Origin of the sequence: Orenia metallireducens (assembly GCF_003001995.1) — a bacterium.
GTDB lineage: Bacteria > Bacillota > Halanaerobiia > Halobacteroidales > Halobacteroidaceae > Orenia > Orenia metallireducens_B.
In genome coordinates this window covers 19523-33349 of sequence record NZ_PVNB01000004.1, presented here as the reverse complement: position 1 = coordinate 33349, position 13827 = coordinate 19523, and the positions used below count along the sequence as shown (strand labels likewise).

Sequence of the window (13827 nt, the reverse complement as noted above, 5' to 3'; positions counted from 1 at the left end):
TGTTTCGAATTATTATCAAAAAAATGTCTTATACAAAGATTATAAACTTATATTTAAATTTCTTCCTTATTAAGAAACAAGGTTTCAGTAGAGTGCTAATAAATAATTATTAACTTATATTCACTCTGTAGTTGTCCGACAACTTATGTTTACATTATACCTTCTTTTTATACTTTTTTCAAGGGTTATTATTATAATTTCTATATAAGCACTTAACAATAACCAAAATAAGCTTCAAAACAATGATAATAGTCGTATTTTAAAGTGAATCAATAGATTTTTAATCAAAAAAATTCCTTGAGTTGTATGACAACTACAAAGTTATTATACTTATCTTTTAATAATTTTAAAATTAATTCTGCTAATAATCCAATCTCTTTATATCTTCAATTGTTCTTTCTATATGCCTTCTCATAAATAAGGCACTAAGCTCTTGATCTTTATTCTTAATAGCATCAATTATATTTTTGTGATCTTTAATTCCTCCACTTGGACCTAAATTTGTATAAAGAGTCTTTTGGTGGTACTCCAAAAGATTCTTTAATATTTTGTTCACTTTAATTATTAAAGTATTTTGAGCCCCTTCGGCTATCTTTAAATGAAAATTGGTATCTAATTCTGCAAATTTATCACTATCTTCTTTAAAATCTACCATAAGATCATATAACTTCTCAAGCTCATTGATAGTTTCAGCACTACACCTTTGAGCACAAAGCTTTGCACTCTCTACTTCTACAATCAATCTATACTCTAATATTTCTAAATAATTATCTTGATCAAGGGTAATCATTGGGATTAAACTATTAAAATAGACAGCTGGAGTCAACTCATTTACAAAAGTACCCTCTCCTCGCTTCTTCTTTAAAAGACCCAAAGCAGCCATCTTCTCTATTGCTTCCCTTACTGACATTCTACTTACATTTAGCTTCTTCGCTAATTGAGGTTCAGACATAATCTTAGTTCCTGGACCCCACTCACCACTGAATATCTTTTCTTCAATCTTTTCAAAAACTATATCACTTACCTTATTGCCCATTTTGCCACCTCTTTAATTGATTTATTCCACTAAGCTTAGCTACCCTCTATACCCCAATTGAGAAGATATCTTCATAGCAGTATCCTTGACTAGCTTAGCCAACTGCTCAACTCTTTGTTTAGTAACATGGATAGTCGGTCCTGAAACACTGACTGATGAGACTACTTCTCCACTATAATCAAAAATAGGAGCAGCCACACACCTAATTCCTAACTCATGCTCTACATCATCGATAGCATAGCCTTGCTCTTTAACCTGTTTTAAATGCTCTTTAAATTCGCTAGCATCAGTGATTGTATTCTCTGTATACTTAGCCAACCCCTGTTCTTTGATAATCTGATCAACTTTTAGTTCAGGATAATAAGCTAACATCGCTTTACCCACAGCACTACAATGGACTGGAACCCGTTTTCCAATTTGAGAGTTCATTCTAATTGCCTTAGAGCTCTCTACCTTATCGATATAGACAATCTCCCCTTGATCCATAATAACTAAGTGAACAGCTTCATCTGTCTCTGCTACTAGCTCCTCTAAGTAAGGCTTAGCATACTCTCTAATCTCTAATTCATTAAAGATTCTACTCCCTAGCTCAAATAGCTTTAAGCCCAGCTTATAATTATCAGTCTTAGAATCTTGTTTAACTAAACCTCTATAGACTAAAGTAGATAATAATCTATGCACCGAACTCTTATGAATATCCAATCTATTAGCCAGCGCTGTTACCCCTAAACCATCTTGATGATTAGCCAATTCTTCTAAAATATTAATTGATCTATCTACAGCCTTAACTAAATTACTTGGTGTCTTATTCATCTCCCAAATCTCCCTTCATATTAGCATCATCCTGATAATAAACTTTACTTTAAGTACTACCTATATAGTCATCCAATTTTAGAATGAAATTAAATTTAAGATATCTATTAAGTTTCACTTCAGACTTCTTTATCTATAAATATTCTATAATATTTCTTCTTTCTATTAAAATAATCAAAGTTAATAAGTTATTTATCCCTTTAAACTAAAATTCCTGCTTAAAGTAAGTAAAGCCATCTATAACAGATGACTTTTATAATCAACTTCAGCCCTTTGCTCGATAGATACACAAGCTGGGCAGATTTTACATTGTTCCCTATAAGTAGCATAAGCAGGAACTTCAGACTTGCTAGCAATACATAAACGATGGAGACCATCTGCTATATCAAAATGACCACAGTCAAACTCTAAAATATCGATAGCTTTTTCTTCAAAGATCCCAATTAAATCCTCTAAATAATCCTCATCATCAACCACTAAATCATTTTGGCGGTACTTGTGATAATCTCCCATCAACTTTTTAAGCTTCCAACAATAATTCTCTTCTAGACTTAAAGCGAGGTGTTCTTCTTCACCTTCAACTAATAGACAGACCCCAGATTCAAGTTTGGTACAGTTTTTATCAAAGGTATTTCTGATATAATAACGTTCTAAGGCCCTTCTGACCATCCCTTTATCCAAAACTTCAGGCTTATGATTAGTAGACACACAAAACCCTCCTTATAGATAATAGTTTAGAGAAATTAAGTTCTTATCTCTCCACTCTTACTAATAGCATACTCTGTACCAATTGCCCCCAAAATTTCTGTAATAATTGTAGTAAAGAGAATAATATTTAGGATAAATTGACCAACATCTGAGAAATGGATAAATTGATGCTGGACATTATAAGCCAAATCTATCGATACACCAATTTGGGGTAAGAGTCCTAAGCCAATATATTTACTTACATTAGTGGGTGCTTTAGATAAAAAAGCCCCTAAGCTAGCTCCTCCTACCTTGCCAAGCATTCTAGCTAGCGTATAGACTAAAGCTACTACAAGAAAAGACTTGGAAGTTATATTATGAAATTCAATCTGGGTTCCAGCTAAGATAAAGAAGACTGTATGAAGTGGTAGACTTAAGGTATCTATAATTTCAGAGATACCTAAATACTTTTTAGAAAAATTCCTGAAGGCAAAACCAATAGATAAATTGGTAATCAAAGGTGATATGCCTAAAAAGATTGCAATATCTGAACCGCCAAAGATAGTTGCTAGTAATAATAATATTTTCTTACTCTTCTGCTCAGAATATACTCCCATTAATTTCTGTGAAAAGTATCCGATATTCAACCCCAATACTATCGAACCAACTATCTTAACTAAGGGGATTAAAAAAGAGTTGAAGAGAGAATAGTGTAACGCTGGTGATATACTGATTAAAGCAATTGGCTTAACGAAGCTGAAGATAATAATAGCTAAAGCCTCATCAAGGGCTAAGACAATCAATAAGGTAGAAGTTAACTCCCCTCTAGCCTTGTACTCCTTTAATACCAAGACTGTAGCAGCTGGAGCCGTTGCTGTTGCTATCGCTCCTAAGAGTAGTGAAAAAAATAGAGGCTTCCCAATTATCAGCATCGAAGTAGTTACCAAGGCAAAGGTAGCCAATGATTCAATCAAGACAATCAACGCAAACTCCAATTCTAGCTTCTTTAAAACCTTTAGATTAAGCTCAGTACCGATGATAAAAGAAATGAAGGATACTGCTAGAATAATTACATAATCAAAGGAGTGAATCAGATAAGAGTACCATTCCTTATGTTCTGCCGATAAAAATGGTGCCTTTTTAATAAAACCGATACTGAATAAAATCCCCACTAAGATATCACCAACTACACTAGGTATTTTAAGTTTTTTAGTGATAACATGGGCTACAAAAGCAGCTACAAATAGGATTCCAACGATATAAATAATTTTGTTACTAAGATGGTGTAACATAAATAACTGTTTTAAGTCATGTAGACTATCAATTGATTTAAATTCCATAATAATACCTCCAGGTCGAAAGAAAATATCCATCTATATAGATAGCTCTCTCTAGCTTTTAATTTTCTAATTTCAGAATAAGATTGTTTTGTATTAAGAAACTTTGTTTCAACCATAATTATACAGTAACTAAAGGGATTTTTCAATGCTTTTTAACCTTTAATAATGGTGATTATAACTTTTAAAACATTCTTTAATCAGCAGAAAGATAAAAGTAATCTTATATAACATAAAAAGAGTTACCTTCTATAGAAGGTAACTCTTTTGCCTATAATATATTCTATTCAGCTTTAAATAGTGTAGTACTTAAATATCTCTCTCCAGTATCTGGAATAATAACGACTACCCGTTTATCTGCTCCCAATTCTTGGGCAACTTTAATAGCTGCTGCCACTGCTGCACCAGCAGAAATTCCAACTAGAATTCCCTCTTCTACAGCCAACTTACGTGCCATCTCCATAGCCTCTTCATTTTCAATCTGTTTAACTTCATCCAAAATATCAGTATTTAAGACATCAGGAATGAATCCTGCTCCAATTCCTTGAATCATATGTGGTCCAGGATTTCCTCCACTGATTACAGGAGAACCTGTTGGCTCTATACCTACTATCTTAATCCCTGAAATCTCTTCTTTTAAGACCTCTCCTGTTCCAGTAACAGTTCCACCAGTCCCAATTCCTGCTACAAAAGCATCTAACTTTCCAGCAGTAGCTTCTATAATCTCTTTAGCTGTTGTCTTTCTATGTACATCAGGATTAGCTGCATTCATAAATTGCTGTGGCATAAAATAATCATCATTAGCATCTGCCAGTTCTTTAGCCTTGTCTATCGCACCAGGCATCCCTTTCTCACCAGGTGTTAACAGTATCTCCGCTCCAAAAGCCTTTAATATCTTTCTTCTTTCGATACTCATTGTGTCTGGCATCGTTAGAATAACCTTATATCCTTTAGCAGCTCCAACCATTGCTAGACCAATTCCAGTGTTACCACTAGTAGGTTCAATAATAGTACCACCTGCTTTTAATACTCCTTCTGCTTCAGCACTCTCAATCATATTAAGAGCAATACGGTCTTTAACACTCCCTCCAGGGTTGAAGGATTCTAGCTTAGCATAAATCTCTGCAGCACCCTCTGGGACTACTCTATTTAATTTAACCATAGGAGTCTGACCAATTAATTGAGTAATATTATTTACAACTCTCATTTTATCCCTCCTCTATATTTAAAACCGAGTAAATCACTATGTTTATATGTTATTCATATTTTAACAAAATGTTCGCCTTTTGTCAAGAATATTATAGTGGTGTTTCCAATCTTTGAGTTGGTATAATTTCAAAGATAACCTGATAGTCAGCTCCAAGGCTATCCTTTATCTTATCTGACAACAATTTAAAATAATGCTTATCAGTATTAATAGGAGTATATAAGATAATATCTACCTTCTTATCTTTAACATCAATTGAAAATAATCTACTCTCTAGTTCATCACCAAAATGCTCTCGATAAATTTGACGGACTACATCTTCAGGTTCTTCTCTAACCATCTGATTGTAAGTGATTATAGATAAAGGTATAGTTAATAAGATTACTGAGATAGTCAACACAACCAAACTCTTCTTAATTAATTTCTTAGCAGTAGATTCATACCACCATTGTGGCTTCAATCCTTTAAAGTAAAATACCATGATTATAGCCAATAATAGGGTAAATAGGTTCCCTAACAACAATAATGAAGCACCTATTATCATATCTACATTATGTAAAGAGATTCCCACACCTATAGTAGCCATGACTGGAATCAAGGCAGCAGCAATAACTACTCCTACTAACTGTTGTGACTTAACATGGGTAATCAATGCATAAGCTCCTGCCCCACCTGCTGCTAGTGCCACCAGCAAGTCTGGTAAGGTTGGTAACATCCTCACCTCTAAGGCATGAGTTATTGAGACATTAGGAATTATAAGTCCAAAGATAGCCCCAATAACAATTGCTATTCCCATAATAGATAACTCTACTACAATCCCCTTAACCAATAGCTTTAAATCTCCTAATACAATTCCTATAGCCATCGTAGCTATCGGTCCAAATACAGGAGCGATAATCATGGCCCCAACTATTACTGGAGTATTGTCAAGAATTAATCCTAAGGTAGCAATTATAGCAGCCACTACAGCCAAAAATACTAGTTGGCTACTCATCTCACTATTCTCCTTAGCATAGGTAACAATTGTCTCTCGACTGGCTCGATAGGCCTCTTTTTTGGCCTTCTCCTTATTACTTGGAATTACAGTATCAGGTGTAAAGATGATTAAGCTTCTATGTACATTATTAGTAAAATCAAAGCGATTCTTAAGCTTATCTATCAGTACATCAACATTATGATATAGGAGATTTATAATAAGTAGATCCCCTGACTTTGATTCAATTAATTTATAATCCTCAATCTCCACCCCCAAATTCTTTAGTAATTCAACAGCATCTTTTCCTTCGCCTGAAGCAAAGGTAGCATGAACAACCTGCATATTAGACCCCCTTTAATAATATTCTATCCTAGTCTTATATAAAAAATTATTAATTCTTACTATAAAGATAGAAATTTTATACCATTTTAAAATATATAAACCAACATAAAAAGACCCCCTAAAGGGGGAATAATCCTAATGAATCAACTCTTTAATTATATTATCATATAACTACTTATCCTTCATACGTTCCAAAATCAACTGATAACCATCAGCACCATAATTTAAACAGCGTTTTACCCTACTGATAGTAGCAGTACTTGCCCCAGTAGTTTCAGCAATCTCTTCATAGGTATAACCATCATTTAGCATACGAGCTACTTCTAATCTCTGGGCTAAGGATTTTAGTTCATTGACAGTACTTATATCCTCAAAAAATTTATAACACTCTTCTTTATTCTTTAACAACAAAATAGCTTCAAATAACTGATCAGTAAATTCATCTTGTAACTTAGAATTCAAAACTTACACCTCCATAAATTATATCTCAAACCTTTTAACTATATTATAATAAACTTTCTATTCTTTTACCAGTGGTTTAACTTATTAAAGTGTAAAAGTATACTAATAAAAAAAGATCAGCCTGCAAGACAAACTGACCATTTAAAACAATATTAAGTTGTCGAGATAGACTCAGTCGTTATAACATACCTATCTCCAGGATAAAAACTAAAACTAAATTCAACAGGATTACCATTAGAAAAGGTCAATCTCTTTCTCTTTAAGATCGCCTTACCCCGCTTAACTTCTAAGAGATCACTTAACTCCTTGTCTGCTTCTATTGCTTCAATCTCCTGAATAGTTTTGTTTAAACTATATCCTTCTTCTCTAAGGTGCTGATAAATAGAGTCTTTGGATAAATCCAACTCCAATAGCTTAGGAGCTACTGCATAGGGTATATAAGACTTCTCAAAAGCAACAGGTATCTCATCTGCAATTCTTATTCTGACTGTTAAAATCACCTTTTGCTTATCATTAATCATTAATTTATCACAGATCAATTCACTAGGAGAGACTAAATCCTGTGATATAACCTTAGTTGAAGGCTTTCTTCCTTCTTCGATCATAGTCTCAGTAAAACCTGTAGTTTCACTAAAGTCCTTTACTTTCTCTTCTGAAACAAAGGTTCCTTGACCCCTCTCTCTATATAAGATTCCCTCCTCAATTAAATTAGCAACAGCCTTACTTATTGTCACTTTACTAAGGTTAAACTCCTCATTTAATTGATTTAGAGAAGGGATCCTCTCTCCAGGTTTATACTCCCCTATCTCTATTCTTCTTCTAATTATATTCTCTAATTGATAATATAATGGGATTGGACTACTCTCATCTAGCCTCATTATGTATCTCCTCTTTTACTTTAATAATTTATACCTTTAATAATCTTTATTTAGGATTGGTATTAGATTGACTCGCTAACTGTCAAAACCTTCAATATAACTTTTAACTTATTATAACACTAGTTAATTTTACTTTCAAATCATATAATAAATAACGAGTAAGAAGTTCTCTAGTCACTGCTTACTCGTTACTTATTTAATATCTAAACTATCTGTCAATTATGCTAATTTATCTAATACCATAAAAATCGAACTTGTTATTCTCCAAACCCACTTCCTATCAGTTCAACTAACTGCTCAACAGCATCATTATTATCAGAAATAATCTCAAGGGTATCGCCACAACTTACCCCCAAGCTCATAATTCCCATAATACTTTTAGCATTAATCTCTCTTCCATTCTTTACAATATTGATATCTTCCTTAAATTTATTAGCTAACAGCACCAACATACTAGCAGGACGAGCATGTATTCCCGCTTCATTAACTATCTTGATCTCTTGACTAGCCATCTGACTATCCCCCTATACAATTCAATTTAAATACCAATCCATCTATAGCTTCGTGAATCTAGAATAAAATTTAACTATGACGTTATAGAATGATATTGCGACACTCTTAAATTTGCAATTAACAGTGTACAATTGACAATTAAACAGATTTTAAGGTTTTTAATCCGAAAAAAATTTCTGTTTGAACGAAGCAAAAATTGAGCTAGGATCTAGAGTATTATAAAATCTTAATTTAGAGAGTCTAATAAGTGATAATGTTCATTATTTTGATTGCTGAGTGAGTTGAATTTTTTCTAGACCTTTTGGTGACTTTTGCGGCGATGGTAAAAGTCACTCGAGAAAAAAGCTGATAAGCTTTCCCGAAAAATATTTTAATAATTTTACTAACTTTTTAAAGTGAAAAGTGTCTCAATATATCCATTAGCTTTCATTCTAAAACTAAGTCAGCTATAGTTAAAAGTATTTCCATCTAAGATAACTACAGTAGACATTCTTTAAAGACTCTCCCCTCTCTCTTCAATAACCTGTTTATACCAATAAAAAGAGGCTTTCTTCTTTCTATTTAAATTATCGTTATGGTCTACATAAATAAAACCATACTGCTTTTTATATCCGTTTAACCAGCTTAACAAGTCAATTACTGACCAAGCATAATATCCCTTAAGGTTTATTCCTTCTTTAATGGCCTCTTTAACAGCTTTTAAATGTGCTTCTATAAACTTAATTCTAGGGATATCTACTATTTCACCTTCAATAATTGGGTCCTGATCACCTAAACCATTTTCCGTAATATACATCTTCACATCACCATAGTCAGCTTTTAACATTCTCAAACCTTCAAGTAAGGCATCTGGAGCAATCTCCCAACCCCATTTTGTATACTTCTTGTCATCCATCATAACAGTTCTATATACATTATCAAAAGAGGCATTACCTGGAGCACCAGTGGAGTTCTCTCTAGAGTTCTCTTGTTCTTCTGCTATATCGTTCTTCTTTACTCTAAAGGGTTGATAATAATTTAAGCCTATAAAATCATTCAAAGGAGCTGCAGTTTTCAACAATTCTAGCTCTTCTTCTGTCCAGTCAGGAGTCCATCCCTTTTCTTCTAATTGTTTTAGCACATATTCTGGATATTCTCCCTTCAATATTGGATCATAATACCAAGCTATCTCATACTGATTAGCATGATAAGCTGCCTCTTTATTCTCTGGTTTATCATCTATACTAAATGCTGGTCCAAAAACATGTGTTATCCCAATCTCTCCAAATTGTTTTAATTTCTTATAATCTTTTATAGCTTGAGCATGAGCAATAAAGACATTGTGTATTGCTTGGAAATATTTTTTGGGATCATTCTCTATTCCTGGCGGATGAGCCCCAGTTAAGTAACCTAAACGACAAAAAACAACTGTTTCATTAAAAGTAATCCAATTCTTGACTCTATCACCAAAGGCTTTAAAACATACATTTGCATACTTAACAAAAGCTTTTGATGTTCTTTTATTGATCCAGCCTCCATCCTTCTCTAAAGTTAAGGGCAAATCCCAATGGTACAAGGTAGCAAAAGGAACTATCCCATACTTTAGACACTCATCTATTAGATTGTTATAAAATTCTATCCCTTTTTCGTTTATTTCACCATCTCCATCTGGGATAATCCTAGCCCAAGAGATAGAGAATCTATAAGATTCTAATCCCATTTCAGCCATAAGCTTAATATCTTCTTTATATCTATGATAATGGTCTACTGCAACATCACCATTAGTTCCTTCAAAAGTTTTTCCTGGTATCTTAGAAAATTCATCCCAGTTAGTAAGGCCTTTTCCATCTTCATTCCAGGCACCTTCTACCTGATATGAAGCAGAAGCGGCTCCAAATAAAAAATCATTCGGAAATTTCATTTTTCTCCCTCCTTCTCATTTAAAAACAATATTAAAATTATTAAACCTGTCTATCTGTATAGTAATAGAAATATAATTAATGAAATTTATTCCAATATGAATGCCTAAATCAGATTTACTTTTATCTATATATGGCGAAAATTAATTATTAAATACAAGTTGTAATCACCCCAAGAGTATTTACCCTCAGGGTGCTATGATGCTATCATAACCTCTACAAAACCTATGGGGCAAAACCTATAGCTAACTATAATATTAAACCTTTAATACAATACATAAAATCTTACAATATTATTAAATAGCTTAAATCACTTTTATCAATCACTTTATAGAACTTTATAAGGGGTATTAAAAATACAACAATCTAATATCTAACTTATCTTTAAATTATGAATCTCTTTTTGCATTTGAATCATCTCTGCAATTAAATCCTTAGCTAAGGTAGCACCTGCTAAATGGTCCTGAGCATGGACCATCAATATACTAACTTCATTTTTTTGACCCTGAGCCTCTTTAGTAATCAATTCAGTTTGGATATCATGGGCTTGATGGAAAAACTGATTAGCCTCTTTTAACTTCTCTTCTGCCTCAGCAAATTTTCCTTCTTTAGCTAAAGCAAAGGCCTCAAAGGATACCCCTTTAGCATTACCTGCTTCAGTAATAATCTTAAACACAATCTCTTCTGAACTCATATTTTCCCTCCTTTTATAAAGTTTTTATCATTTAAGGTTTTAAGGTGTTATAGTCTTGTGATAGTAGACTATAACACCTTGATTACTAAACTAGATAATGATTAGAACCAGTATTCAAGAACAACAGGAATTGCCCAGTTAGAATCATCATAACTACCTGTATCGCTAGCTGTAAATCCTCCAGTAGTATACTCTATACCTATACCAACTTTCCCACTAGCTAAACCTTTGGAAATACCGATTAATGTACTAACAGAGTTGTCATCTCCACTCCAGTTTTCATTCATAAAACGTAAGTCTGTATTTAAAGTGTAGCTACCATCAGCCATAGCTAAAGGATGGTCAGCCCCAACACCAAGTTGGAAACCTAAACCTTCGTCTCCAGTTTTATCTACTTTATCAAACTTAGTTTGAATTGTGCTGTGTAGAGTCCATTTATCTACACCTGTATATTTACCATAAGCATTGAAAGCTGTCCAGCCATGCTTAGTATCGCCAGTCTTATCAAAGTCTTCAGTTGGAACAAATACGCCTAAATCAAGAGCAAAATTATCTGAAAGATTGTTCAAGCTTACTGCAGCATTGAATATACCATAGCTCTCAAGTTCATTTCCACCATCATTATATGCTTTTCCAATGTATTGAGCACGAACTAGACCAACATTAGGCATGTCATAACCAAAACCATATTGCCCACGGGCAAGCATGTCACCAGTAGTATATTCTTCCCTTACAGTTTTAGCTTCATCTAAAAATGAACCTTTACTATGATCAAGAGCAGCAAATACATGTACTCCATCCTTATCATAATGAGCTATAGCACCACCATCTATACCATCCTCACGTTCCCATCCACCTTGTACTCCATTACCATTTTGGTGGATATTGTTTTGGTCGCCGCCACCTGCTTTACCACGAGCAAAGATAGCATCTTCATCATCAATACCATCAAAACGTAACCAGTTCCAAGCACCATATGCAGTATCACCACGTAAAGCTTGGTAGAATACTGATGGTCCTACTTCAATAGTAAGATTTTCAGTAGGCTTTGCCCATATTTTCTGTTGATCTTGAAAACCAGAACTACCTCCATCAGCATTCATATCAACATGAAAACCTACGTTTTTACTTTGACCTTTGATAGTCCAACCGATACGAGCACTATTTCCACCCCAAGATGTACCATTGAAATTCACAGTGTCTCCACTATCATTGGACATACCTGGAGCAAAAATTGCACGCCCCCAACCGCTGATAGAAATTCCAGATTCTTTTGTTACTGTGTTGTTAAGCTGTGCTTCTATAGCAGCCAACTTAGCAGCTAATTCTTCCACATCAGATGATTTATCAACATCAGAACTAGCAAATACAGAACTACTTAAAACTAATACAAATAACATAGTAATTAAAAACTTCTTCATGTAAATCCCCCTCATCTCTTTTCTAATCTTAATATCTTCTTGTTTACAATATATCAATAGATTTTAACTTTCCTTTAATTTTTAGCAAATTAGACTCTTAGTTAAATGTTATAAAAATAATATCTTATGCACTAACAGAACCTTCTGCATTTTCTAGACTTTCTTGTTCTTCTCCCATCTCTTTTTCAACAAGTTGCTTCTCATAAGCCTTAAAGAATGGATAATACATTACTCCAGCTAAAGCTGCTAGAACTATTACCAAAACCCCTGCTTTCCAATCAAGTGTTGATAAAACCGCTCCAATTGGTGCTGGCGTAGTCCATGGAGGATTGATAAATGCCTTTCCAACCCATCCCCATTTAACTATAAAATAAGCTATTACACCTAAAATCGGTTGAACAAATACAAAGGGAATAAACATAATTGGATTCAATACCAGTGGTGAACCAAAGATAACTGGCTCATTAATATTAAATAAAGCTGGTAATAAACTCAACTTACCTACACTTTTTAATTGCTTAGAACGGCTTCTTAAATATAGGAATACCAATGCTAATGTAGCACCTGAACCTCCAATTATTACAAAATAAGACCAAAATGGTGTTGTATAAACATATTGCATCGGTTCTCCTGCTACACGAAGCTCTGCATTTCTCATCCAGTTCTGATCTAAAAAGGCTTGTTGAATAGCTCCTACAGTTGCTGCACCATGAATACCAGTAAACCATAATAACTGACATAATGTAGCAAAGAAGAATACTCCAAAGGGACTATCTACAGCCTTTACTGCTGGTGCCATCATCGCCATAATAGCTTCTGGTATTAACTTACCTGTTGCACCTTGAATAATTAAACTAGCACCATAAAAAACTGCCATTAAGATAAACGCTGGTATTAGAATAGCAAAAGAGCTGGCTACTGCTGGTGGAACACCATCAGGCATCTTTATTTTAATCTCTTTCTCTTCTAAAATCCTCAGCATTTCAATACTCAAAATTCCAATGACTATTGCTGTAAATAAACCTTTAGCATCGAGATAAGTCATTGAGAGTGTACCGTTTGTAGCTGGTGCAGAGACTAACAAATAACTCATCAGACCCATTCCAACACTTGATAGCTCATTTAATTTATAAGTTTTAGCTAGACTATAACTGATACCAATTACTGCAAATATACCCAATAAGGCCATTGTCATTTGGAAGGGCATCATGATAGCGTCACCATGATTACTAGCCCAAGTATTCCATGCCAATAAGAATTTCATAAGAAAATTAGAATCAGGACCCACTTTGCTAGGATCTACTGGTGGAAACCTTAGAATTAATGCTGCACTTCCTACAATTGTAAAAGGAATTGTACTAATCAAGCCATCTCGAACTGCTTTTAAGTGTCTTTGGTTGGCTATTCGCCCCATAACTGGCATAAATTTATTATTTAAAAAATCATAAAATTTATTTTTTGCCATATTAAAGCCTCCTATTATTTTTTTTAATAGCTTATAAACTTAAAGTATTTATGCTTCTAATCTTTTCTTATAAACTTATAAATAGCAATATCACCCTA

General features: G+C 33.7%; 13 protein-coding genes. All 13 read right to left on the bottom strand.

Annotated features, from left to right (window positions below; all coding sequences use genetic code 11):
* Positions 1-361: 361 nt before the first annotated feature.
* The gene (locus BX659_RS03825) at positions 362-1036 is read right to left on the bottom strand and encodes a FadR/GntR family transcriptional regulator (RefSeq protein WP_097017142.1); all 675 of its coding nucleotides are present in this window, start codon (positions 1034-1036) and stop codon (positions 362-364) included.
* A gap of 39 nt (positions 1037-1075) precedes the next feature.
* Positions 1076-1849, bottom strand: coding sequence for an IclR family transcriptional regulator (locus BX659_RS03820; RefSeq protein WP_097017143.1), 774 nt, complete (start codon positions 1847-1849; stop codon positions 1076-1078).
* 237 nt (positions 1850-2086) lie between these two features.
* Positions 2087-2557: a hypothetical protein gene (locus BX659_RS03815; protein WP_097017144.1), complete on the bottom strand. Its 471-nt coding sequence runs from the start codon at positions 2555-2557 to the stop codon at positions 2087-2089.
* A 35-nt stretch (positions 2558-2592) separates the two neighbouring features.
* Positions 2593-3876, bottom strand: coding sequence for a cation:proton antiporter (locus BX659_RS03810; RefSeq protein WP_097017145.1), 1284 nt, complete (start codon positions 3874-3876; stop codon positions 2593-2595).
* Positions 3877-4156: 280 nt separating this feature from the next.
* Entirely contained in the window at positions 4157-5080 is a 924-nt protein-coding gene (gene cysK / locus BX659_RS03805) for a cysteine synthase A (protein ID WP_097017146.1), read from the bottom strand.
* Positions 5081-5171: 91 nt separating this feature from the next.
* The gene (locus BX659_RS03800; protein WP_097017147.1) at positions 5172-6398 is read right to left on the bottom strand and encodes a TIGR00341 family protein; all 1227 of its coding nucleotides are present in this window, start codon (positions 6396-6398) and stop codon (positions 5172-5174) included.
* Positions 6399-6569: 171 nt separating this feature from the next.
* Positions 6570-6860: a YerC/YecD family TrpR-related protein gene (locus BX659_RS03795; protein ID WP_097017148.1), complete on the bottom strand. Its 291-nt coding sequence runs from the start codon at positions 6858-6860 to the stop codon at positions 6570-6572.
* A gap of 152 nt (positions 6861-7012) precedes the next feature.
* Complete coding sequence (locus BX659_RS03790; RefSeq protein WP_097017149.1) at positions 7013-7738, bottom strand: GntR family transcriptional regulator; 726 nt, start codon at positions 7736-7738, stop codon at positions 7013-7015.
* Between the two features lie 257 nt (positions 7739-7995).
* The gene (locus tag BX659_RS03785) at positions 7996-8250 is read right to left on the bottom strand and encodes an HPr family phosphocarrier protein (RefSeq protein WP_097017150.1); all 255 of its coding nucleotides are present in this window, start codon (positions 8248-8250) and stop codon (positions 7996-7998) included.
* Positions 8251-8744: 494 nt separating this feature from the next.
* Positions 8745-10151, bottom strand: coding sequence for a GH1 family beta-glucosidase (locus BX659_RS03780; protein ID WP_097017151.1), 1407 nt, complete (start codon positions 10149-10151; stop codon positions 8745-8747).
* A 371-nt stretch (positions 10152-10522) separates the two neighbouring features.
* On the bottom strand, positions 10523-10843 hold the full coding sequence (locus tag BX659_RS03775; RefSeq protein ID WP_097017152.1) for a PTS lactose/cellobiose transporter subunit IIA: 321 nt from the start codon (positions 10841-10843) through the stop codon (positions 10523-10525).
* Positions 10844-10944: 101 nt separating this feature from the next.
* A complete protein-coding gene (locus BX659_RS03770; RefSeq protein WP_097017153.1) occupies positions 10945-12264 on the bottom strand; it encodes a hypothetical protein in 1320 nt (439 codons plus the stop codon).
* A gap of 124 nt (positions 12265-12388) precedes the next feature.
* Positions 12389-13729: a PTS sugar transporter subunit IIC gene (locus BX659_RS03765; RefSeq protein WP_097017154.1), complete on the bottom strand. Its 1341-nt coding sequence runs from the start codon at positions 13727-13729 to the stop codon at positions 12389-12391.
* Positions 13730-13827: the final 98 nt, after the last annotated feature.